This window comes from Kibdelosporangium persicum (genome assembly GCF_013280595.1).
In the GTDB taxonomy this organism is placed as follows: Bacteria; Actinomycetota; Actinomycetes; order Mycobacteriales; family Pseudonocardiaceae; genus Kibdelosporangium; species Kibdelosporangium persicum.
On sequence record NZ_JAAATY010000009.1, the window covers coordinates 17,776 to 40,979 of the forward strand.

Here is a 23,204-nt window from a genome sequence, read left to right on the forward strand (position 1 = left end):
TCGACCGCGCCGAATCAGAGCTGGGCCTCCATCTCGAGGCACGCCTCGTTGTGGCACTCCATGGATACCGGCCGGTCGACCACCGTCGGGCCCACCACCCGGGTAAGCGCATAGACCGCGTCATGAGCCGCCCACATAGTGGTACGGCTGGGGATCGTTCCGTTGCATCGCCAGGACCCGTCGTCGTCTTGCTGATCGAGCAGTCGGGTCACTCCTTTCTGGATATAGCGGTCGACAAAACCGGATCCCGCCCGATACAGGGCGATCAGCGCCCACGGCGTGGCGTAATTCCGGAAGGTGAGACGAGAGCCGGTGTTCGGGTCGACCAACGTGTCGAAGATCGTCGACCGCCAGGGTTCCGCCTCCGTTTCGCTGAATTTCTCGCGCAGTGAAACGCAGGCACGGGCGACAGCCGGTTCGTCCGGCCGGATGCCCGCCGCAAGCAGACTGATGACCGCGTGTGCCGTGGGCGCGGCGGACGGTTTGCCTTTGCGCAGAACTCGGACGTAGTCCCAGCCACCGTCCGGGCACTGAGCGGACAACAGCCAGTCCACCCCTCGCTCCACCGCCTTGGGGTAGCAGCCCAGCCGGGCAAGCACCCGGACCGCGAAGGCTGTCGCGATCACCTGGGTTTCCTTGGTCAGTTCCGACGCGCCCCACCCGCCTGACCCGCGTTGAGTGGCCAGGAGCCATCCGGCACCGCGGGCGACCGCCAGTTCGTCCGGCGTGCGACCGGCCTCCAGCAATGCCCACATGCAGTAGCACGTGCTCTCAGTGATCGAAATGTCGTTGGGTTGCCCGATCAGCGAGTGCCGGACCTGCCAGCCGCCGTCCTCGTTCTGCGACTGTTTCAGGCAGGCGGCGGTCGGGGCTATGTACCGGCTGCCGATCTTGGTGTGCGCCAGCGCCAGCAGGCCCTGGGCTGACGAGAGAACGCCGACCGCGTCGTTGGAAAGGTACTGGGACCAGCCACACCGACCGCCTTCTGCGGTGAACTTCTCTTCCAGATACTCCGCCGACTTCGCCAGTGCGCGCTGAACCTCGCCGCCGACGTGAACGGCGAACTGTTCCGCCGCGGCCCGGTGCCCGGCGACCTGGAAAAGCGTCAGCAGCAACGGATCTGTGCGCATTCCGGTCAGCTGAGCCAGCGGGAGCTGCACCAGGCCAGGCGGCACCTCGACCGGCTCGTGCGCCTTCACCAGCGCATACACTTCCGTGCCGTCAAGGAACACCTGATACGAAAGGACTTCTCGATACGCGACAGCCACTCCCAGCGCCGCCATCGCGGCGGCCTCGATCCGTCGCCCGAAGGGTTCGGCCCCTGCCAGCACCTTGACCTGAGGGCAACACGGCCCGCCCAACGGCAGCCAGACGAGAAAGCGCTCGCCGGAGCCGACGGAAATGATCAGGTTGACGAGGAGAACCTTGCGTTCGTTCATCTCCACCTCCCCACCTCGAAGATGAAGACAGCAGGGAGGTTGACCGTTCGTCGAGACTCCGTCCCCACTCACGGTGTGGCCACGCTGACTCACGGCAATTCTACTTACGAATCTCTGGACGACCAAGAGGAGATCGCCTTCATCTGCCGTGACGTATTTCGGTTAATCCCACTGTATTGAAGAGAAGACAGGTCATTTCACCGTGCCGGGGCGGCGGCATGGCGGGCGGGAGCCGGCGGAAGGTCCGGAATGCAAGATCGAGAGGTTGACTGGCTGACTAGGTTCTGGGGGGCATCGCCGGGCTCGCCATCCTGGCGTCCGGCGTGCCCGCGGTGGTGAACGAGCTTCCCACCGCCACCATCAGCACCGGTGCCCTTGTCTCCTCCGCCGCGGCGACAGTCGTTTTCATCGCCTTCCTGGCGGTGAAACGGCACCTGGCCATCTCCACAGGCGCCCTGCTGCTCGGTGCCCTCGCACTGGTCGTGCCCTACTTCGCATGGCGGACGGCCCTCGTCGAACTGCCGGTCTGGCCGGTGATCACAGGCGGCCTTCTCCTGATCTCCGTCAGCTGGTCGGTGTCGGTCTACCCGGACCACGTGGTGGACCGGGACAGGAACCAGAACCAGATCAAGGTGACTCGGTGGTGCCTGCCCGCCCTGATGGCATGCGCGGCCCTACTGAGCTGGTTCCGCTGACGACGGACGAAAAAGAAGAGCCACCTGGCCCACGCAGAAAGCACTCAGCGCTGGGCCGGGAAGGGGCCACAACGGCGGGAGGTCAAGAACAGACCCAGCCGGTGACGGGACTCGAACCCGTAACCTTTCGCTTACAAGGCGAGTGCTCTGCCAATTGAGCTACACCGGCGGGACGTTCCGGACCATCGTATGCGGGCCGTCGAACCCTTAATCACCGAGGCTCCGCCAAGTGGCGCACGCCACTGCAACACCGCTTCCCCTGCTTGCGATGCCACGCGGGACGTGTGAGCTGGGAGGAGTCGTCGTGGCGCGGTGGGTGCCGGACCCGTCGGTCGTCAATCAGGTGCTTGACCTGGCGTTGCGGATCGGCGAGGTGCAGTTGAGCTCGGGTGCGGGCGCTTCCGATGTGACTGCCACGATCAGTGCGGTCGCAAACGCTTGCGGCCTTGATCAGTGTGAGGTGGATGTGACGTTCACCTCTATCACCGTGTGCTGCCATCGCGGCCCTGACCATGCGCCTGTGACGTCGTTGCGGGTCGTGCGGTCCAGGGGGCTGGACTACACGCGGCTCGCTGCCGTCGAGCAGCTGGTACGGGACATCACGCGCCACAGGACGACCACTCTGGACGCCGCCAGGCGGCTCGACCAGATCACCCAGGCGAAGCACCCCTACCCGCGGTGGGTCGCGACGGCCGCGTGGGCGGGGATGGCGGCGAGCGTCACCGTGCTGCTGGGTGCAGGGCCGTTGGTCGCGTTGGTGGCCGCCGTCATCACCGCGGTCATCGACCGCATCGGACGCGTGCTCAACCGGTACAACCTGCCGTTCTTCTTCCAGCAGGTGATCGGCGGCGCCTTGGCCACGGGCGGGTCCCTCGCCGTCGTCTCGACGGGGTGGCTCGGTGAGTCGCCGACGCTCGTAGTCGCTGCTGCCATCACCGTGCTGTTGTCCGGTCTGAGCGTCGTTGGTGCCGTGCAGGACGCCATCACGGGCTACACCGTCACGGCGTCGGGCCGGGTGATGGAGGTCGCGCTGATGACGGCGGGCCTCATTGGCGGGGTTGTGCTCGCTCTGAACATGGCGAAGGAACTGGGGTTGCCGACGGTGCCCTTGGCCAACGCGTTGCCGCCGACCGCGCTGCGGCTGCCGGTGCAGGCGTTGGCGGGAGCCGCGGCGGCCGGGTGCTTCGCCCTGGCGAGCTACGCCACGATGCGTTCGCTGATGGTCGCGAGTGCCGCTGGCGCGTTGGGCGCTCTTGGCTACGGCACGCTTGTGCTGGGCGGTGCCGGGCCGATCGTGGCGTCGGCCGTCGCCGCTGCGGGCATCGGTTTCTGTGGCGGCGTGATGGCGGGACGGCTGCGCGTCACCCCCCTGGTGGTGGCTGTGTCCGGGATGACACCGCTGTTTCCGGGGCTGACCACGTACCGGTCGCTGTACGAGCTCGCGGTCGACCGTACGTCGGCTGGCGTGGTGACGCTGATGACAGCTCTCGGGATCGCGCTGGCGCTGGGCGCGGGTGTGGTTCTCGGCGAATACCTGGCACAACCGGTCCGGACAACCCTGGGGAGGTTGGAACGCCGGCTCGGACCCATCAGACTGGTCGGGCCGACATGGCAACGGCTTGAAGCACGAGACAACGGCGTCTGAGTGAGACTTACCACCTGACCGTTTGCCGGACGCGCTCAGCGGCCTAACTGGCTACTGTCTTTTGGTCAGTGTCATCACAAGGAGGCTCTCGTCCGGTGAACAGTGGTGCGGACTTCATCGTCGTGGCCAACCGGCTGCCGGTCGACCTCGAACGTGCGCCTGACGGTACGCAGCGGTGGAAACACAGCCCAGGCGGCCTGGTCAGCGCGCTCGAACCGTTCTTGAGATCCAAGAGCGGCGCCTGGGTCGGCTGGCCCGGCGTCGCGGACGTGGACGTCGACGAGTTCGAGGACGACGGCCTGCGTTTGATCCCCGTCACGTTGTCGGCCACCGATGTCCGTGACTACTACGAGGGCTTCTCCAACGCCACACTGTGGCCGCTGTACCACGACGTGGTGGAAGCTCCCGTGTTCGACCGCGCCTGGTGGGACAGCTACGTCAAGGTCAACCACCGGTTCGCGGAGGCCGCGGCGGCCGTCGCGTCACCGGGCGCGACGGTGTGGGTGCAGGACTACCAGCTGCAACTGGTGCCGCAGTTGCTCCGCGAACAGCGCCCTGACCTGCGGATCGGCTTCTTCCTGCACATCCCGTTCCCGCCGGTCGAGCTGTTCATGCAGCTGCCGTGGCGGACCGAGATCGTGCGCGGACTGCTCGGCGCCGACCTGGTCGGGTTCCACCGGCCAGGTGGTGCGCAGAACTTCCTCTGGCTGGCACGCAGGCTCGTCGGCCTGGAGCCCAGCCGTGCCGCGGTCGGTGTGCGGACCAGGCCCGGCCTGATCCACGTCGGCGACCGGCCGGTGCGGGTCGGCGCGTTCCCCATCTCGATCGACTCGGCCGGGCTGGACGGGCTGGCCCGCAAGCGGGACACCATCCAGCGTGCCCAGCAGATCAGGGCCGACCTGGGCAACCCGAAGAAGATCCTGCTCGGCGTGGACCGGCTGGACTACACGAAGGGCATCGACGTTCGGCTGAACGCGTTGCAGGAGCTGCTCATCGAGGGCAGGGTCGATCCTGATGAGGTGACCATGGTCCAGCTCGCGACGCCGAGCCGGGAACGGGTCGAGCACTACCAGCGGATGCGCCAGGGCATCGAGCAGGTGGTCAGCCGCATCAACGGGGAGTTCGGCAAAGTGGGTCACCCGGTCGTGCACTACCTGCACCAGTCGGTGGACCGGCGAGAGCTGGTCGCCTTCTACTCGGCAGCCGACGTCATGCTGGTCACGCCGGTGCGAGACGGGATGAATCTTGTGTGCAAGGAGTACGTGGCGTGCAGGCACGACCTGGGCGGCACACTGGTGCTCAGTGAGTTCGCCGGCGCGGCCGCCGAACTCACCAGCGCGTTCCTGGTCAACCCACATGATCTTGACGGGGTGAAGAACGCGCTGCATGCGGCCCTTACGATCGACCCAGCGGAGGGTCGCCGTAGGATGCGCGCTCTGCGACGCCAGGTCCTCACCCACGACGTCGACCGTTGGGCACGGTCGTTCCTCGAGGCACTGGGGTCCCAGGGGTTGAACTGAATCAGTTCAGATCGTAACTTCACCGACAGTGGCAGTGGCTGCCACGCTGGAGCACGAGGAGAAGGCGTGACTGCCGAGGCTCTCCCCGCCGAACTGAGGCGGGCGATCGTTCAGCTCGCACGCACACCGCGCCTGCTGGTTGCGTGCGACTACGACGGCACGCTGTCGCCGATAGTCGAAGACCCGGACAAAGCACGGCCGCAACCGGAGTCCGTGCACGCGTTGCGTTCGCTCGCCGGCCTGCACGAGACCACCACCGCGGTGATCTCCGGGCGGGCGCTGCGGGACCTCGCGACGATGTCGAGGCTGCCCGCCGAGGTACACCTGGTCGGCAGCCACGGGTCGGAGTTCGACATCGGCTTCGTGCACTCGCTCAACGGCCCTGCCCGTGAACTGCACGCCAGGGTCGAGGCGGAACTGGAGCGGCTGGTCGACGGCGTCACCGGCGTGCACCTGGAGGTCAAGCCGGCCAGCGTGGCCGTGCACTACCGGCGCGCCGAGCAGCCGGTCGCCGACCGGGTCGCCGAGGCGGTCCGCAACGGGCCGTGCACCTGGGAAGGCGTCCAGGTCACCGAGGGCAAGGCCGTCATCGAACTGGCCGTCGTGCAGACCGACAAGGGCCACGCGCTCGACGTGCTGCGGCACCAGGTGGGCGCGACGGCGGCCATCTTCGTCGGCGACGACGTGACCGACGAGAAGGCCTTCGCCCGGCTCTCCGGACCGGACCTCGGCGTCAAGGTCGGCGGTGGCGAGACGCTCGCCCAGTTCCGCATCGACGACACTCCGGCGGTCGCCACGATGCTGGCGTTCCTGTTGGAGGAGCGGCGGAACTGGCTGTACGGCGAGCAGGCCACCCCGATCGAGCGGCTGACCATGCTGGCCAACGAGCGCTCGGTCGCCTTGCTGACGCCCGATGCCCGGGTCACCTGGTTGTGCCACCCGGAGCCCGACTCGGCGGCGGTGTTCGCCGATCTGCTGGGCGGCCCGAGCGCCGGACACCTGTCGGTCACGCCGGAACGCGGCGGCCTGCCGCTGGGCCAGCGCTACCTGCCGGGCACGATGACCGTGGAGACCCGCTGGTCGGGCCTGCTCGTCACGGACTATCTCGAGCACTACGCCCAGCCGCACCGTACCGACCTGATCCGCACGATCACCGGAAGCAGCCGCGCGATCGTCGAGTTCGCGCCGCGGCCGGAGTTCGGCCAGGTGCCGGTCAAGCTGGTGCGCAACGAGAACGGCCTGCGCGTGGTCGGTACGTCCGACCCGATGGCGCTGCACTCCCCCGGCGTGGACTGGGAGATCACCTCCGACGGCATGCACGACACCGCGCGGGCGATCGTCACGCCGAACGGTGAGCCGGTGCTGCTGGAACTGCGGTGCGGCACGGACGACCTGGCGCCGGACCCCATTCCCGAGCCGGAGCGCAAGAACCGCGCGAACCTGTACTGGACGGAGTGGCTGGAGTCGCTGACGTTCCCGCCGGTCGAGAAGGACCTGGTGGTCCGGTCGGCGCTGACGCTGCGTGGCCTGTGCCACAGCGAGACGGGCGGCATCATGGCCGCCGCCACGACGTCCCTGCCCGAGGAGATCGGCGGCATCCGCAACTGGGACTACCGGTACTGCTGGCTGCGTGACGGCGCGCTGACCGCGAAAGCGTTGGTGTCGCTGGGTTCCTACACCGAGGCGGAAGCGTTCCTGAACTGGGTGCACGGCGTGCTGGCCACGGTCCCCGGCCCGGAGCGGTTGCACCCGCTCTACACGCTGGCGGGCACCGGTCTCGGCCCGGAGGCCGTGATCGACACCCTGCCCGGGTACGCCGGTTCACGGCCCGTGCGCGTCGGAAACCTTGCCAACCAGCAGGTCCAGCTCGACGTGTTCGGTCCGATCGTGGACCTGGTCGCGGCCCTGTCGTTGGCGCGCGGCAAGCTCACCGACGACGACTGGAAGATGACCAACGCGATGGCCGAGGCCGTGTCGCGCCGGTGGGAAGAGCCGGACCACGGCATCTGGGAGGAACGGCACCGCCCGCGCCACCACGTGTACTCGAAGGTGATGTGCTGGCTGACCATCGACCGTGCCATCACGCTGGCGGAAACGTATGGCCGTCAGCCGAACCCGGAGTGGCACGGGCTGCGCGACAAGATCGCCCAGGACGTGCTGGCCAAGGGCTGGAACGACGAGGTCAAGTCGTTCACCACGGCCTACGACGGCACGGACCTGGACGCCGCGTCGCTGTTCGTCGGCTTGTCCGGGCTGATCGACCCGTCCGACGAGCGGTTCGGGTCGACCGTCACCGCGATCGAGGCGGAGCTGCGCAGCGGGTCCACTGTGTACCGCTACCGCCGGGACGACGGTCTGCCGGGCAACGAAGGCGGCTTCCACCTGTGCGCCGCGTGGATGATCGAGGCGTACCTGCTGTGTGGTCGCCGCACCGAGGCCGAGGACCTGTTCGCGCAGATGGTGGACTGTGCCGGGCCGACGGGTCTGCTGCCCGAGGAGTACGACCCGATCGCGGAGCGCTCGCTGGGCAACCACCCGCAGGCCTACAGCCACCTCGGGTTGATCCGGTGCGCGCAGCTGCTGAGCGCCGCCGACTGAGCCGGAGCGTGAACGTGCAGGCCCGTCACCGGCAATAAGTCAGTGTGAGGCCTGTGACTGATCCCAGGCCGGGGCCGGCCCGACTTGAGCGGGCCGATCCCGGCCTTGTCTTCGGGTGGCTGTTCGGCAGTCACGCCGCGGTCTTGCGGCACTACCTGGTCCGCAGCGCCGGAGTCGCGGTCAAGATGGGTGACAAACCGGCCAAGTGAATCGATATGACTCGGGGTCCGCGCGCCGGTCGGGGGGCGCGCGGACCCCAGTGGTGGTCAGCGCTTGGACAACGTGTCCACCAGTGTTCGCAGGTCGGGTACGACGGTCGCCCTGATCTCCGCGGGCAGCCGGCCGGAGTCCGGCGGGATCAGCGCACGCTTGAAGCCCAGCCTGGCCGCTTCGGCGAGACGCCTGCCGACGCTGCCCACCCGGCGTACCTCACCGGCCAGGCCGACTTCGCCGATGATCACCATGTCGTTCGGCAGCGGGATGTCCAGCTTGGCGCTCGCGACGGCCATCGCGAGCGCCAGGTCGCCTGCCGGTTCGATGATCCGCATGCCGCCCACGGTCGCCGTGAACACGTCTGATTTGCCCAGCGGCAGGCTCGCGCGCCTTTCCAGTACTGCGAGCACCTTCGCGACCCTCGACGCCTCAAGGCCGTTCACGGCGCGCCGCGGCATCGGCGCCTCGGTGCTCGCGACAAGGGCCTGGACCTCGCCCAGCAGTGCGCGTTTGCCTTCGAGGATGACCGTGACCGCCGTGCCCGGAACGCCCTCGACACGGTTGCTCATGAAGATCCCGGACGGATCCGGCACGCCGACGATGCCATCCTCGACCATCTCGAAACAGCCGACCTCGTCCGCCGCACCGAACCGGTTCTTCACGCCACGGACCAGCCGCAACGACGAGTACTTGTCGCCCTCGAAGTGCAGCACCACGTCGACGAGGTGCTCGAGGACCCGCGGCCCGGCGACCGAACCTTCCTTGGTGACGTGCCCGACCAGCACCACCGGCAGGCCGCGCTCCTTCGCCAAGGCGACCAACGCCGCCGTCACCGCCCTGACCTGGGTCACCCCGCCCGCCGAGCTGTCCACCGCGGGTGAGGACATGGTCTGCACCGAGTCGATCACCAGCATGGTCGGTTTCACCGCGTCGACGTGTCCGATCACGGTCGACAGGTCGCTCTCCGAGGCCAGGAACATCTCGTTGTGCACGTTCCCGGTCCGCTCGGCCCGCAGCCGCACCTGGCCCGCTGACTCCTCGCCGGTGATGTAGAGGGCGCGGCCAGGCGAGTCGTCCCTGGCCACCCATTGATAGGCGACCTCGAGCAGCAGCGTCGACTTGCCCACACCGGGCTCGCCCGCCAACAGGACCACCGCCCCCGGAACCAGGCCCCCACCCAGCACCCGGTCCAGCTCAGGCACACCGGTGCGCTGCGCCCGCGCGGACTCGACGTCGACCTCGGCGATCGGCCGGGCAGGCGAGCTGGGAGCGCCCGCGACCACCTTGGCCAGGGCGGGCCTGGCCGCCGCGACCTCCTCGATCGTGCCCCACGCCTGGCACTCCGGGCACCTGCCGAACCACTTGGCCACGACAGCACCGCACTCACCGCATCGGTACGCCGGACCCGACTTCTTCGCCACGCCGCGCAACATAGCGGCAACGTCCGACAGTGTCGGATTGTCCTCGCTTCGCTCGGACAGGTTCGGTCGCTGGAAGCCAGCCGTTTCCGCCCCGCCCGCGCAGCCGACACCGCAGGGTGCCTACTCGTGCTGTGGCTGGGGCGGCGTCGGGCGCGTCGCGTGCCGTAAACGACTGGCGCGACCAGCCCAAAGCTGCATCGCCCCAGCTCACCCCTCGTGAGTGTTTATCAGTGTTCTAACCCTGATAAACACTCACGAGGGGTTTGCAGGGCTGCTCTACCTCAGTGGCCGCCGCCACCGCCGCCGGCGGGGGCCTGGCGCGGCGTGGTCGGCACGGCGATCGGCACCTGGATGGTCGTCGAGCCGCTGCGGAACGTGAAGGTCAGCTCGATCGTCTTGCCCGAGCGGATCTCCTCGGCGATGTCGGTGAGGATTCCGGTGATCTTGCCGATGGTCGCCGGACGCGCCGCGTCCGCCCCGCCGGTCGTGCGCGGCGTGGTGGTGGTGGTCGCCGGACCCGACGTCGCCGAGCCGGAAACGGAGCCAGGCGCCGAGCCCGAAGTCGGGGAGCCCGAGGTGACGGAGCCGGAGGTCGGCACGCCGGACGTGGCCGAGCCGGGCGTTGACGAGCCGGTGGTCGTCGGTGCGCTGGAAGTGGAGGACGGGGTCGCGGCCACGCCACCCGCGGGCGCTTCGAAGATCAGCGAACGGCCCGCCGGCAGGTTCCTGTCACCGCTGATCCGCACCTGACCGGCCGGGCTGGTGATCGAGATCAGCTCGTCGTCCGTCTGCCCGCTGTTCACGATCGTGCCGATCAGCACCGCGTCCGAGCCTGCCTGGTAGACGCCGCGGGGCGGGTAGGCGAGCTGGACGTCGCGGACGGCGATCGATCCGACGTTGCCCTGGCCGCCGTTGACCGCGGCCTCCATGCCGGCGGTCTGCGAGATCTGGCCGGCGCCGCAGCCCGCGAGCGCGAGCGCGATACCGACCGCCGCAGTGGCGAAGCGCAGGCTGTGCCGTTGACGACTCACGTTGCCGGTCCTTCCTGGGGAAAACGCGTCGGCCCGAAGGGTATCCGGCGCTGCGCGGCCCATCGCGAGCACCTCGCCGAGTCGAAGTCCACAAAGGAGCGCGCAGTATCGCATCAAGATCGTTAATTGTCATCTCGATGCATGCCCACACGTATTTTGTCAACCCCCAGCCGGTCCATCCTCGGGCCGCTGACCTGCGCTTACCTGTTCCACACCGAGCTGAGGGGGATTGCGGGACGTGTTAGAATGGAGTCAGCGAAAGGGGCAGAGGACACATGGTTTTCAAGGTCGGAGAGACCGTCGTCTACCCGCACCACGGTGCCGCTCTCATCGAAGCAATCGAGACCCGCGTGATCAAGGGCGAGGAGAAGAAGTACCTCGTCCTCAAGGTCGCGCAAGGTGATCTCACGGTTCGCGTACCCGCTGACAACGCCGAGATTGTGGGCGTTCGTGACGTCGTGGGTCAAGAAGGTCTGAACCGCGTCTTCGATGTTTTGCGCGCTCCTCACACGGAGGAGCCGACCAACTGGTCACGGCGGTATAAGGCCAACCTGGAGAAGCTCGCCTCCGGCGATGTGAACAAGGTTGCCGAAGTGGTGCGAGACCTCTGGCGGCGTGAGAAGGACCGTGGCCTATCCGCTGGCGAGAAGCGGATGCTGGCCAAGGCTCGACAGATACTGGTGAGCGAATTGGCACTGGCCGAGGGCACCGACGAGGACAAGGCCGAGGTCCTCCTCGACGAAGTTCTCGCCACAGCCGCGGCGGTCTAGTCCACCCCGCAGTACGGGAAACAGCAGAGTGCAGAGTTCCGTCGCGCTCGTGGTCGTGCCGGCGACCGGAGTCGTTTCCGTACATGGCATGCCATTGACAGAGCGTGCCGTGCGTGGCCTGCTTGACGCAGGCTGCGTACGGCACGTTTTTGTTTGTACCCAGAAGCCGCTCGACTACACCCACGAGCACTGCACGGTCGTGGTCGGTGATCTGCACAACGCGCTCGAAGCCGCGGCCGAGCGGTTCCCGGGCGTCCGGTTCGGGCTGATCCACGACGTCGAACGCGCCGAGACGCCACCCGAAGTGATCAAAGCGGTCGTCGACGAGCTCGAACGCGGCGCGCAGGCCGTCATCCCGGTCCTGCCGCTGACCGACACTGTCAAACAGGTCGATCCTGACGGCCGGATCCTCGCCACCAGGGACCGGTCCGAGCTGCGTGTGACGCAGTCCCCGCTCGGCGCGCCCATCGACGTGCTCCGCAAGGCCGACGACCCGCGCAACCTGGGCATCCCGTTACGCACGGTCCCGGGGCATCCCCATGGCCTGCGTATCCGCACGGAGATCGACGTCGCTAGCGTGACGCCGTGATCCCACGGGTAGGAACCGCCACTGACGTCCATCCCATCGCCGCCGGCCGTGACTGCTGGATCGCCGGCCTGCTGTGGGAGGGCGTGGACGGCTGCGACGGTCACTCCGATGGTGACGTCGCCGCGCACGCACTGTGCGACGCGTTGCTCACCGCGGCTGGGCTGGGCGACCTCGGTGCGGTGTTCGGCACAGGCGACCCGCGCTGGGCCGGTGCGCACGGCGTGGAATTGCTCACCGAGGTCCGTCGCCGCGTCGAAGCGGCCGGTTTCCAGGTCGGCAACGCTTCCGTGCAGGTGATCGGCAACGCGCCGCGGATCGGCAAGCGCCGCGCCGAGGCCGAGAAGGTGCTGTCCGAAGCCGTCGGCGGGCCTGTCTCCGTGTCCGGGACGACAACCGACGGGCTGGGCCTGACCGGGCGTGGTGAGGGCATCGCGGCCGTCGCCAGTGCCCTGATCGTGGCAAGTCCGGCGAACGGCGGACAACCGCAATAGGCTCCGGCGTATGGCTTCTCTCCCGGAAAAAGTCCGCGCCATCGCCGATGGCAGGAACTTCGCCACGATCGCGACGATCAACGCCGACGGCAGCCCGCAGACCTCCGTGGTGTGGATCACGCGGGACGGCGACGACCTGCTCTTCTCGACCGTGAAGGGCCGGTTGAAGGACCGCAACCTGCGTCGTGACCCGCGGGCGAGCGTCTCGGTCTTCGACAGCGGGGACCCGTACAGCTACTTCGAGGCCCGCGGCTCGGTGACGCTCACCGAGGAGGGCGGCGACCAGCTGATCAACGACCTGTCGCGGAAGTACACCGGCGAGGAGTACAAGGGCGACATCGGCACGGACAACGTCCGCGTGGTCGTGCGGCTGACACCGGAGAAGCTCACCGGCTACGCGGTATAGGACACACCCACGGCGCGGCCGGGCGTCACTAGCCTGGCCGCATGAGCATCCGAGGGGTCCTGTTCGACTACTCCGGCACGTTGTTCCGGTTCGAGCCGGACCTGAGCGGGCTGGTCGACCACGACGGCAGGCCGTTGGCTGGCGAGCACCAGGCCGAGATCCTGCGCCGGATGACGGCACCGACCGGACGCCCGGAAGGCCTGCCCGAGCGGCTGTACGACAACTGGCACCGGCGTGATCTCGACCCGCCGTTGCACCGCGAGCTCTACCTCGCCGTTCTGGACGGTTCGGGCGTGGGCAATCCCGAACTGCTCTACGAGCGAATGCTCGACCCGGAGAACTGGTACCCGTATCCGGATACCACGGAGGCGTTGAAAACACTGGCGCGTGCCGGAATTCCGGTCGGGGTGGTCAGCAACATCGCATGGGACATCCGCGGCACATTCGAACGGGCCGGTGTGGCCGACCTGGTCAGCGAATTCGTGCTGTCCTATCAGGAGGGTGCGATCAAACCGGACGCCCGGTTGTTCACCGTCGCCTGCGAGCGCATCGGCGTGCCGCCTGAGCAGGTGCTGATGGTCGGCGACAGCGAGGAGGCCGACGGCGGCGCGGCCGAGATCGGCTGCTCGGTGGCGATCGTCGATCCGTTACCCGTCGACCAACGGCCCGACGCGTTGCTGCGGGTTCTCGCGGAGAACGGATGGTAAACCCGATTCGCGGCTCCCGTACCATCTCTTTGCGTGAGCCTTCACCTGTATGACACGGCGGCCCGGAGCACACGGGAGTTTCATCCCGCGCGGAACGGAACGGCGTCCATCTACGTGTGTGGGGCCACTGTGCAGGGCGTTCCGCATATCGGCCATGTCCGTGGCGCGCTGAATTACGACGTGCTGCGTCGTTGGCTGGCGCACGGCGGGCTGGACGTCGTGCTCGTCCGCAACGTCACGGACATCGACGACAAGATCCTGACCAAGGCCGCCGAGGCGGGCAGGCCGTGGTGGGAGTGGGCGCAGACGCACGAGCGTGCGTTCGAGGACGCGTACGACGCTCTCGGCTGCCTGCCGCCGTCGTACACGCCGCGCGCGACCGGGCACATCACCCAGATGATCGAGCTGATGCAGCGGCTGATCGACAACGGGCACGCCTACGCCGCCGCCGGTGACGTCTACTTCTCGGTGCGCACGTTCCCGCGGTACGGCGCGCTTTCCGGGCAGCGGCTGGACGAGGTCCAGCAGGGCGAGACCGCGGCCGAGGGCAAGCGCGACAGCCGGGACTTCACGTTGTGGAAGGCCGCCAAGCCCGGCGAGCCGTCGTGGCCGACGCCGTGGGGGCCCGGCCGTCCCGGCTGGCACCTGGAGTGCTCGGCGATGGCCACGGCGTACCTGGGCAGCGAGTTCGACATCCACGGCGGCGGGATCGACCTGATCTTCCCGCACCACGAGAACGAGCAGGCCCAGTCGCACGCGGCGGGCGACGGGTTCGCCCGGTACTGGCTGCACAACGCGTGGGTGACCATGTCGGGCGAGAAGATGTCGAAGTCGCTCGGCAACACGGTCTCGATTCCGCAGATGCTGACCGGTGTGCGGGCCCCGGAACTGCGGTACTACCTGGTGACGCCGCACTACCGGTCGACCATCGAGTACTCGCCGCAGGCGCTGGACGAAGCGGTCGCGGCCTACGGCCGGATCGAGACGTTCGTGCGCAACGTGACCGGCAGGCTCGGCGCGGTCGAGCCCGGTGCCGTGAGCGCGGAGTTCACCGCGGCGATGAACGACGATCTCGGCACGCCCGCGGCGATCGCGGCCGTGCACAGCGCGGTGCGGGAAGGCAACATCGCACTGGCGTCCAACAAGGACTCCGCAGCCCGCGAGGCGGCCGCGACCGTTCGCGCGATGATGGGCGTTCTCGGGCTCGACCCGTTGTCGGACCACTGGTCCGAGGAGTCCACAACGGACGCCGCACACCGCAACGCCCTCGCCACCCTGGTCGAGGCGATGCTGGACGAGCGGCAGCGGGCGCGCCGGGAGCGCGACTTCGCCGCGGCCGACGCGGTGCGGGATCGCCTGCTCACCGCCGGCATCACCGTCGAGGACACCCCCGACGGTCCACTCTGGACATTGAAGGACAGTTAGCGTGGCCGGCAACTCAAGGCGTAAGGGCGCGATGCGCAAGCCCGGTACCAAGAAGGGCGCGGTCGTCGGCTCTGGTGGCCAGCGGCGCAGGGGCCTGGAAGGCAAGGGCCCGACTCCGAAGGCGCACGAGCGCCCGAACCACAAGGCGTACCGCAAACCGGGTACGACGGCACAGAAGCGGCCGGAGAAGCGTCGCGACGCCGGCCCGACCTCGGAACTCGTGGCCGGGCGCAACCCGGTCGTCGAGTGCCTGCGGGCGGAGGTGCCCGCGACAGCGCTGTACGTGGCGCTCGGCGTCGACGCCGACGATCGCGTCACCGATGCCGTGCGGATGGCCGCGGACCGGGGCATCTCGGTGCTCGAAGTCTCCCGGCCCGAGCTCGACAAGCTCACGCACAACGCGGTTCACCAGGGCCTGGCGCTGCAAATCCCGCCGTACGAGTACGCGCACCCGGACGACTTGCTGGAAGCGGCCAAGAACTCCGGCGAGGACGCGCTGCTCGTCGCGTTGGACGGCGTCACGGACCCGCGCAACCTGGGCGCTGTGATCCGTTCCGCGGCCGCGTTCGGCGCGCACGGTGTGGTTGTGCCGCAACGCCGTAGCGCCAGCATCACGGCTGTGGCGTGGCGCACGAGCGCGGGCACGGCGGCCAAGCTGCCGGTGGCTGTTGCGACGAACCTCACTCGGACGCTGAAGGACTGGGCCGACACCGGCCTGATGGTCGTCGGCCTCGACGCCGACGGCACGATCACCGTCGACGAACTGGAGTTGGCGAACGGCCCGATCGTGGTCGTCGTCGGGTCCGAAGGACGTGGCCTGAGCAGGCTCGTTCGTGAGCGTTGCGACGAGACCGTGTCGATCCCGATGGCGGCGGGCGTGGAGTCGCTCAACGCTTCGGTGGCTACCAGCGTGGTCCTGGCAGAGATCGCTCGCAGGCGCCGGACAGCGGGACGGATCTAGGCGAACCAAACCCCTCGTGAGTGTTTATCCGTGTTCTAACCCCGATAAACACTCACGAGGGCGGCCAGGCCCGTCTGGGCGAAGCGAGGACAACCGAACACTTCCGGATCCGGGTTCACTCCTCCGTTTGGTCGGATAGGGTCTGCGAGGCCCTGTCCTTCCAACGAGGTACTCGATGTCGTTCGCCAGCCCGTTGTTCCTGTGGTACTTCATGCCACTGGTTCTCGCCGCTGTCCTGATCGCGCCGCGAAGCTGGCGCAACGGCATCATCGCGGTCGCCAGCGTGTTCTTCTACGCCACCGCGGCGGGTGCGGACACCTGGCTGCTGCTGACCACGATGGTGATCAACTTCATCGCGGGCCCGTTCCTCGAGCCGGACCAGTGGGACCGCAACCGCAAGCGGCGCCGCACGATCCTGTTCGCGGTGATCGCGTTCGACCTCGCGGTGCTGCTGGTGTGGAAGTACGCCGGGTTCGCCACCGAGCAGCTCGCCGCGCTGGCGCGGATCTTCGGCGGCGACTTCCCGGTCACGCATCTGCTGCTGCCGATCGGCATCTCGTTCTACACGTTCCACCACATCTCCTACGCGGTGGACATCTACCGAGGCGAACGGCACGCGGCGCGCAACCCGGTCTCGTTCGTGACGTACATCGCGATGTTCCCGCAGCTGATCGCCGGGCCGATCGTGCGCTACCGGGAGATCGCCGACCAGCTGCCGCAGCAGCGCAGCCACCGGCTGGACGACATCGCGTCCGGGTTCCCGCGCTTCGCGCTGGGCATGTGCAAGAAAGTGATCATCGCGGACTCGTTGTCGCCGTTCGTCAGCGCGTGCTTCTCCACGCCGGACGACCAGATGACGTTCGCCATCGCCTGGCTGGGCGCGATCGCGTACACCCTCCAGCTGTACTTCGACTTCTCCGGCTATTCGGACATGGCCATCGGCCTCGGCCGGATGCTGGGGTTCCGGCTGCCGGAGAACTTCGCGCGGCCGTACTCATCGGTGACCATCACGGAGTTCTGGCGGCGCTGGCACATGTCGCTGTCACGGTGGTTCCGCGACTACGTCTACATCCCGTTGGGCGGCAACCGGCGCGGCGCCGCGAAGACGTACCGCAACCTCTGCATCGTGTTCGTGCTGACCGGGTTCTGGCACGGCGCGAACTGGACTTTCCTGGTGTGGGGCATGTTCCACGGCGCGCTGCTGATCATCGAGCGCGGCTTCCACCTCGAGGAGGCGCCCGCGAACCGGACCGCGCGGATCGCCCGGCGCGCGTTGACGATGCTGCTCGTGGTGATCGGCTGGGTCTACTTCCGCGCCGACGACCTGACCAGCGCGCTGACCATGGTCGGCCACATGTTCCTGCCGGACTTCGACGGCCTGACCGACATCGCCGAGAGCGCACTGACCAACCAGCGCCTCATCGTGATGCTGGCCGCGCTGGCCATCCTCTTCATGCCCGCGCAGCCGGTGACCGGTCCGCTGATCGAGTCGTCCCGCAGCAGGCCGGCCACCATCGTGCGGGTGGGCGTGATGACCGTCGGTCTCTTGTACGCCGCGATCCTGGTTGCGTCCGGTACATTCAGTCCCTTCCTCTACAACCAGTTCTGACCCGCTGGCGAATATCTGCCATCTCCCCGGGCTAGGCCGCCGTGATCTACTACAGGTAACCTGCGCGCCGAGGGGGAGCGCTTCCACCTTGTGTGTGTTCCGAAACCGGTGAAGGAACAGAATGTACGTCGACGACCCTGATGCAGCCGCCGACGCGCCGAGCACCCCAGCCGCCCACGCTGCGACGTCGCTGAGCGAGCGGATGGCGGATGTGGCGGCCCTGGATGCCGCGGTCAAGTCCGGCCAGGTCGTGCTCGAACCCGAGACCGGCCAACGACTGCTCACCACCTTGAGAGGACAGGCGGACGCCGCCGCGGAGTGGCTCAACCGGCTGCGCGGTATGTCGCGCCCGGTGCCGCTGGGCACGAACTGGGTAGGCGAGGCCATGTCCGGCAAGTTCGAACGCCGGGCCGACGGCGAGGACGTCTCCTTCGTGAACGTGCTGGCGCAGTACCACCAGATGTTGCTGAAGGCGCATGACGCCGTGGACCACGCGATCCGGAGCTACCAGGCCACCGAACAGGGTTCCGTGCAGGTGTTCAAGCGTGTCACAGGGGAGATTGCCTGATGGCTGACGACCGGCACCACAGCGGGTTCGACCAGGACGAGTTCGAGCGCTACGACACGTTCGACGCGCCGGTGTCCGACCAGCCCGCTCCCGTCCGTAACGGCCTGTTCGGCGACCTGTACAGGTTGTTCGACCAGATCAAGATCGACAACGCGGCGAAGAAGCTGGACGACAACGTCGCGCTCGGCGAGGACCGCGTGATCACCGACTCCGGCAACTGGGCGGCCGTGCCGCACCGGCAGCTGTACGAGTCGGTGCACGCCAACAACAATCCCGCCGAGGCCTACGCGCTGGCCAGGGAGTGGACCGACCTCGGCAACACGATGGCCGAGAACTCCCGCGCGATGGACGAGGTGATCCGCGGCACCGAGTCCGGCTGGCAGGGCGCCGCCGCGCAGATGGCCCGTGAGTCGACGCTGAAGCTCGCCACGTGGGGCGGTGACGCGGCGCAGACCTCGCAGTACATGGGGACCCGGATCGCCGACCAGGGCCTGGCCGCGGAACGCGCGAAGGCCGCGATGCCCGAGCCGGTCGAGTTCGACTACCGGGCGATGCTCGAGCAGGGATTCACCTCGGGTGGTCTCGTCGGGTTCATGCGTGCCGTACAGGACGTGCAGGTTGCCAGCGAGCAATCGCGGGCCGCGCATGAGCAGGCCGTGCGGGTGATGACCGAGATGGAGAACGAGTCGCGGTCGGTCGACGAGACGACCCCGCGGTTCGTCCAGCCGCCGGACGCGACGGCGACCGACGCCAGCCCCATGCACGGCCTGATGATGCGTCCGCGAGGGGAGCTGATCGCCGAGAATCCGGTGACACCCCACGAGACGATGTCCACGGTGGCGGACAGGTCCATCATGAACATGCCGCGGGGGCAGGCGGGCGTGCCGGATCTGTCGGTCGCGGGCGTAGACGCGGGCGCGGGCGCGGGCGGGTTCGGCGGCGCCGGTGGTCCCGGCAGCACGGGCAGCGGCTACCCGGGCGGCGCCTACACCGGCGGCGGTGCTTATCCCGGCGGTGCTTACCCCGGCGGTGCTTACCCCGGCGGAGGCGGCGTCCCCGGTGGGGGTCTTCCCGGTGGCGAAGGCGGCCCCGGTGGCAGCGGCTTCCCGGGCAGCTACGGCGGTGGCGGGTACCAGGTGCCTGCCGCGTCGGCCGGATCGTCCCCGTACACCGGTCCGCAGTCCTACACGCCGCCGAACATCCCGATCCCGGACATCCCCTCCACGGGTACCACCACCTCCGGGTACACGCCGCCGAACATCCCGGTGACCGGTGGCAACTACCCCGGCGACACGACTTATCGCGGCCCCGGCTACACGACGCCGCCGAACGTCAACTACACGCCGCCGAACGTCGGCTACACCCCGCCGAACGGCAGGTACACGCCCGGCAACAACCCTTACCCGTCCGCCAATCCCAACTCGTCCGGCAACGGCTACACACCCGGCAACATGCCTCCTGGTTACGTGCCACCGAAGATGCCGCCGACAGTGTTCACGCCGGGGGCGGGCGACGCGGCCGCACCGCGCCTGAACTACAGCGGCGGTGGCATCCCGACCGGCGGCCTGCCCGGCGGTGGGACCGGCGGCCTGCCCGGCGGTGGCGGGACCGGCGGCGCGAGCGGTGGCGCGGGTGGCGGCGGCTTCACGCCCCGCGGCATGGGTGCCGGCGGCGCCGGTTTCGGCGGTCCTGGTGGTGCGGCGGGCATCGGCGCCTACGCGGCCGACGAAGCGGCCATGCGCGGCAACCCGAACGGCGCGGCTCGGCCCGGTATGCCGGGCGCGGCCGGCGCACCGGGTATGGGCGGCGGCATGGGTGCCGGTGGCCAGCGCGGCGAAGAGGACAAGGAGCACCGCTCCAAGTACGCGACCGGCGAGAAGATCGTCGAGGAGCCCGGCCGCATGGTGCCGTTGGTCATCGGTGAGAAGTCAGCCAAACAGCGCAAGGAAGAGCGCTCCGCGGAATGACACCGGACTTCGTGATCTCCGCGCGGGAGCTGGACTTCCTGTGGGAGCACCTCGAACTCGGCCGCATGCCGTATCCGATCGACGTGCCCAGCAACGGCGCGACGATGCAGGAGCGGGACCGGATGCGTGCCGAGACGCTCGACCCGTTGATCGACCGGGGTCTGCTGCGTGGCCAGCTGCCCGATCTGTTGCGGGTGCTTGCATCGCCCACGATGTCGGTGGACACGGTCGGGTTCGCGGACGGCCCGATCCGCGGCCTGGCCGCGTCCGACGGCAGCCAGGCCGTCCTGGCGACGGTCTACGACGACGAGGTCTCGATCGCGGCGATCCGGCCTACCGCGCTGGCAAGGTCCATTGTGGAGCTGCTGCCCGCCGGTGATCCCGGTACCGGGAATGCGATCTCCGTTCCGCACCAGGCATTGCAGCGCGCCGTCGACGGCGAATCGGACGACCCGTTCGGCGACGACGACGAGCGCGGCATCCTGGTCAGCAACGGCGTCAACGAATACGACGCCACAGCGTTGCTGGAACTGACCGAACGGCGTATCCGAGGTGGACAGTTCGGCGTGAACACGACGACAAGGGCGACCCGGGCTCGGGCCGGCGCGAGTACCCGGTCCAAGACCATGGTGACGTGGTTCGACACCGCCACCGGGCGGTACCTGGTGGTGCATGACGGGACCTGGGTCAGCATCGCGCCCGCGGGTGCCGACCGGATCGCCAACCGAATCGACGAACTGCTCCGAGCGGGCTGAAAGCGAGACCCGGGTGACCGAAGCGATCAACGACTGGATGGCCGGGTTCGAGGCCAGGATCGCTGAAATACAGCGCAAGTCGGAGCAACTACAGCAGAACATCGCCTCGTCCGGGGCCACGGTGACGTCACCGGACGGCGGCGTGCGGGTGACCGTGGGCCCGACTGGTGCGCTGCAAGACCTGCACCTCGCACCGTCGACCACCCGGTATCCGCCCGCGGAACTGGCGTCGCTCATCATGCGCGTCACCGCGGAGGCCCAGCGGCAGGCCGCACACAGCGTCGCTGAGGCGTTCGCGCCGGTCGCCGAGGGCACCGAGGCCATGCAGATGTTGCAGCAGTTCCTGCCGCCGCCTCCCGAGCACGTGTCCGACGCCCCGGAGGACGGTCTCGCCGGGATCGACGACAACGACGACGAGACTCCGCCGCGGGCCACGGCACCTCCGCCGGTCGCACCACCGCCTGTTTCGCCGCCGCCGTCCGCACCGCGTCCTCCGCGGCGTCCGTCCGCACAGGACGACGACGAGGACTTCCAACAGCCTTGGTGACCTTGGGAGGACACTGTGCCCGATAAGGGCTACACAGTCGTAGAGGGTGAATTACGCGCGTTCGCGTCGGCGTTGCGGAGCACCGCCGACAAAGTGAGCGGTTCGGCCAACGCCGTGCGCAACGTCAGCTATTCGGTGACCACGTGGGGAATCGTGGGTCAGTTGTTCTCCATCAGCGCCCGCAAGGCCACCGGGGACGCGGCCGCCAGCCTGGACAAGGGCGCCGCCAGCATCCGGGACGCCGCGACCGGCGTGGACAACTCGGCGCAGGCGTACGCGGACAACGACAGTCACATCGCCACCAACGGTTTCGGAGGTGGTGACCAGTGAGCGAGGTCAAGACCGAGGAAGAGGTCAGGGAAGCCTACGAGTACTCGAACTTCCGGCTCGACGACGAGAACAAGTTCGCCGGCGGCGGCATCGTCGAGTCCTTCGCCGAGCTGGTCGGCGCGATCAAGAAGGACGGCGAGAACGACGCGGCGCAGATCGCGGTCGCCAGCGTCACCGTCGGCCTCGACGTGCTGGGCATGGTGCTCGACCCGCTCGGCACGGTGTTCGCGGCCGGTGTCGGCTGGCTGATCGAGCACATCGGCTTCCTGCGTGAACCGCTCGACCTGCTGATGGGCGACCCGGACGCGATCAAGGCGAACGCGGCGCTGCTGCAGATGGAAGCCGTGAAGTTCAAGCAGTACGCCGCCGAGCACGACGAGGCGCTCGCGAAGGTCGCGAGCTGGACCGGCGAGGCGGCCGAAAAGTTCCGCAAGAGCATGCGGGACCTGTCCGAGGAGATCCAGTCCTACGGCGAGATCGTGTCCGGCGCCTCGGACACGACGGTGAACATGGGTGTCGGGGTCGCCGCGACCCGCGCCGTGGTCCGTGACATCATCGCCACCCTGATCGGCGGCCTGGTCGCCGGAGCGCTGGTCGCGCTCGCGGCGGCGTTCTTCACCTTCGGCGCGTCCATCGCCGGGTTCATCGCCACCGCGATCGGCCTGGCCGCGTCGACGGCGGCGAAGATCGCCAAGATGATCTCGAACGTCACCGGGATGATCTCCCGCAACTCCAAGCGACTGGCGGACCTGACCAAGTACATGGACGACGTGTCCACGCGGCTGGACCGCTTCGCCGCCGCCGCTCGCCGCAACCCGTGGCGGCCGGGCGGAAGCTGGACCAACCCGTCCGACGATCTGGCGAACCTGCCGCCGTTCAACACGTCGCCCAACTCCAGCAGGGCCGTGCCGCCCCCGAAGCGCTCGGACACCGCGCCGCCGGACCTGGCCAGCCCGCCGCCCAAGACCCCGGAGCCGACGCCCACCCCGGCGCCCACGCCGCCGCCCCGGTCGAACACCATGCCGGGCAACGGAACCCCGCCGCCACCGCCACCACCCCATCGGCAGGACACGGCCCCGGCGAGCACGACTCCGCCAGGGCCCACGCCGAAGCCCGACGATCCGAAGCCCCAGCGCTCCGACACCATGCCGAACATGCCGCCGCCCAAGGGCGTACCGGAAAGCTCGTGGGCCGCGTGGACGAAGGGCGGCTACCGCAACCACGAGCAGTTGATGCGGCCGATCAACGAGCTCAACCGGTTGCCCCAGCAGGCGATCGCCGACATCGCCCGGCGCCTGTTCGGCAACAAGCACGCCAACGAGGTGCTCGACGCGCTGGAGACCGCGAAGAACGTTCGCGAGCCCAGCTACATGATCACGGTCGGCGGCGTGCAGATCCCGCTCGGCGCTTTCGGCGCCTCGTTCAGCCAGATGGCCAACGAGGCGACGAAGGCGGATGACGGCCGGGAAAGCGCCCGCGAAGCCGCCGGCGCCTGACCCTCCCCCTCGTGAGTGTTT

General features: G+C 68.5%; 22 protein-coding genes and 1 tRNA gene. 19 read left to right on the plus strand and 4 right to left on the minus strand.

Annotation, left to right across the window (positions count from 1 at the left end; translation table 11 throughout):
• Positions 1-14: 14 nt before the first annotated feature.
• Positions 15-1,439, minus strand: a complete 1,425-nt coding sequence (locus tag GC106_RS17760; protein ID WP_173131586.1) for a prenyltransferase/squalene oxidase repeat-containing protein — start codon at positions 1,437-1,439, stop codon at positions 15-17.
• Between the two features lie 323 nt (positions 1,440-1,762).
• Between GC106_RS17760 and GC106_RS17765 the strand changes: the two genes are divergently transcribed.
• On the plus strand, positions 1,763-2,134 hold the full coding sequence (locus GC106_RS17765) for a hypothetical protein (protein WP_173131589.1): 372 nt from the start codon (positions 1,763-1,765) through the stop codon (positions 2,132-2,134).
• A 96-nt stretch (positions 2,135-2,230) separates the two neighbouring features.
• On the opposite strand, the gene GC106_RS17770 is transcribed toward GC106_RS17765, so the two are convergent.
• Positions 2,231-2,303: transfer RNA gene (locus GC106_RS17770), tRNA-Thr, on the minus strand.
• 99 nt (positions 2,304-2,402) lie between these two features.
• Between GC106_RS17770 and GC106_RS17775 the strand changes: the two genes are divergently transcribed.
• From GC106_RS17775 to GC106_RS17790, 4 genes are all read left to right on the plus strand, one after another.
• Positions 2,403-3,779: a threonine/serine exporter family protein gene (locus GC106_RS17775; protein WP_173131593.1), complete on the plus strand. Its 1,377-nt coding sequence runs from the start codon at positions 2,403-2,405 to the stop codon at positions 3,777-3,779.
• A 95-nt stretch (positions 3,780-3,874) separates the two neighbouring features.
• Positions 3,875-5,299 carry an alpha,alpha-trehalose-phosphate synthase (UDP-forming) gene (locus GC106_RS17780; protein ID WP_312872715.1) on the plus strand — a complete coding sequence of 475 codons (1,425 nt, stop codon included), beginning with the start codon at positions 3,875-3,877 and terminating at the stop codon, positions 5,297-5,299.
• 66 nt (positions 5,300-5,365) lie between these two features.
• Positions 5,366-7,897: a trehalose-phosphatase gene (gene otsB, locus GC106_RS17785; RefSeq protein ID WP_173131599.1), complete on the plus strand. Its 2,532-nt coding sequence runs from the start codon at positions 5,366-5,368 to the stop codon at positions 7,895-7,897.
• Positions 7,898-7,950: 53 nt separating this feature from the next.
• Positions 7,951-8,106: a hypothetical protein gene (locus GC106_RS17790; protein ID WP_173131602.1), complete on the plus strand. Its 156-nt coding sequence runs from the start codon at positions 7,951-7,953 to the stop codon at positions 8,104-8,106.
• 57 nt (positions 8,107-8,163) lie between these two features.
• On the opposite strand, the gene radA is transcribed toward GC106_RS17790, so the two are convergent.
• Complete coding sequence (gene radA / locus GC106_RS17795) at positions 8,164-9,543, minus strand: DNA repair protein RadA (protein WP_173131605.1); 1,380 nt, start codon at positions 9,541-9,543, stop codon at positions 8,164-8,166.
• Between the two features lie 269 nt (positions 9,544-9,812).
• Positions 9,813-10,562: a hypothetical protein gene (locus tag GC106_RS17800; protein WP_173131608.1), complete on the minus strand. Its 750-nt coding sequence runs from the start codon at positions 10,560-10,562 to the stop codon at positions 9,813-9,815.
• Between the two features lie 275 nt (positions 10,563-10,837).
• On the opposite strand from GC106_RS17800, the gene GC106_RS17805 reads away from it, so the two are divergent.
• From GC106_RS17805 to GC106_RS17870, 14 genes are all read left to right on the plus strand, one after another.
• On the plus strand, positions 10,838-11,332 hold the full coding sequence (locus GC106_RS17805; protein WP_033392499.1) for a CarD family transcriptional regulator: 495 nt from the start codon (positions 10,838-10,840) through the stop codon (positions 11,330-11,332).
• 55 nt (positions 11,333-11,387) lie between these two features.
• The gene (locus tag GC106_RS17810) at positions 11,388-11,921 is read left to right on the plus strand and encodes an IspD/TarI family cytidylyltransferase (RefSeq protein WP_312872730.1); all 534 of its coding nucleotides are present in this window, start codon (positions 11,388-11,390) and stop codon (positions 11,919-11,921) included.
• Positions 11,918-12,412 carry a 2-C-methyl-D-erythritol 2,4-cyclodiphosphate synthase gene (gene ispF / locus GC106_RS17815; protein ID WP_173131615.1) on the plus strand — a complete coding sequence of 165 codons (495 nt, stop codon included), beginning with the start codon at positions 11,918-11,920 and terminating at the stop codon, positions 12,410-12,412. The genes GC106_RS17810 and ispF overlap by 4 nt, the downstream gene beginning before the upstream one ends.
• 10 nt (positions 12,413-12,422) lie before the next feature.
• Entirely contained in the window at positions 12,423-12,818 is a 396-nt protein-coding gene (locus GC106_RS17820) for a PPOX class F420-dependent oxidoreductase (RefSeq protein WP_173131618.1), read from the plus strand.
• A gap of 41 nt (positions 12,819-12,859) precedes the next feature.
• Complete coding sequence (locus GC106_RS17825) at positions 12,860-13,525, plus strand: HAD family hydrolase (RefSeq protein ID WP_173131621.1); 666 nt, start codon at positions 12,860-12,862, stop codon at positions 13,523-13,525.
• Between the two features lie 33 nt (positions 13,526-13,558).
• A complete protein-coding gene (gene cysS, locus GC106_RS17830; protein ID WP_173131624.1) occupies positions 13,559-14,950 on the plus strand; it encodes a cysteine--tRNA ligase in 1,392 nt (463 codons plus the stop codon).
• Position 14,951: 1 nt separating this feature from the next.
• Complete coding sequence (gene rlmB / locus GC106_RS17835; RefSeq protein WP_173131627.1) at positions 14,952-15,911, plus strand: 23S rRNA (guanosine(2251)-2'-O)-methyltransferase RlmB; 960 nt, start codon at positions 14,952-14,954, stop codon at positions 15,909-15,911.
• A gap of 175 nt (positions 15,912-16,086) precedes the next feature.
• Complete coding sequence (locus tag GC106_RS17840; protein ID WP_173131629.1) at positions 16,087-17,520, plus strand: MBOAT family O-acyltransferase; 1,434 nt, start codon at positions 16,087-16,089, stop codon at positions 17,518-17,520.
• A gap of 121 nt (positions 17,521-17,641) precedes the next feature.
• Complete coding sequence (locus GC106_RS17845; protein WP_173131632.1) at positions 17,642-18,088, plus strand: hypothetical protein; 447 nt, start codon at positions 17,642-17,644, stop codon at positions 18,086-18,088.
• Entirely contained in the window at positions 18,088-20,055 is a 1,968-nt protein-coding gene (locus GC106_RS17850) for a hypothetical protein (RefSeq protein ID WP_173131635.1), read from the plus strand. Before GC106_RS17845 ends, GC106_RS17850 begins: the two co-directional genes overlap by 1 nt.
• Complete coding sequence (locus GC106_RS17855) at positions 20,052-20,810, plus strand: ESX secretion-associated protein EspG (RefSeq protein ID WP_173131638.1); 759 nt, start codon at positions 20,052-20,054, stop codon at positions 20,808-20,810. Before GC106_RS17850 ends, GC106_RS17855 begins: the two co-directional genes overlap by 4 nt.
• Positions 20,811-20,823: 13 nt before the next feature.
• The gene (locus GC106_RS17860) at positions 20,824-21,357 is read left to right on the plus strand and encodes a YbaB/EbfC family nucleoid-associated protein (RefSeq protein WP_173131641.1); all 534 of its coding nucleotides are present in this window, start codon (positions 20,824-20,826) and stop codon (positions 21,355-21,357) included.
• Between the two features lie 15 nt (positions 21,358-21,372).
• Entirely contained in the window at positions 21,373-21,687 is a 315-nt protein-coding gene (locus GC106_RS17865; RefSeq protein ID WP_173131646.1) for a type VII secretion target, read from the plus strand.
• Positions 21,684-23,183: a WXG100 family type VII secretion target gene (locus GC106_RS17870; RefSeq protein ID WP_173131648.1), complete on the plus strand. Its 1,500-nt coding sequence runs from the start codon at positions 21,684-21,686 to the stop codon at positions 23,181-23,183. Before GC106_RS17865 ends, GC106_RS17870 begins: the two co-directional genes overlap by 4 nt.
• Positions 23,184-23,204: the final 21 nt, after the last annotated feature.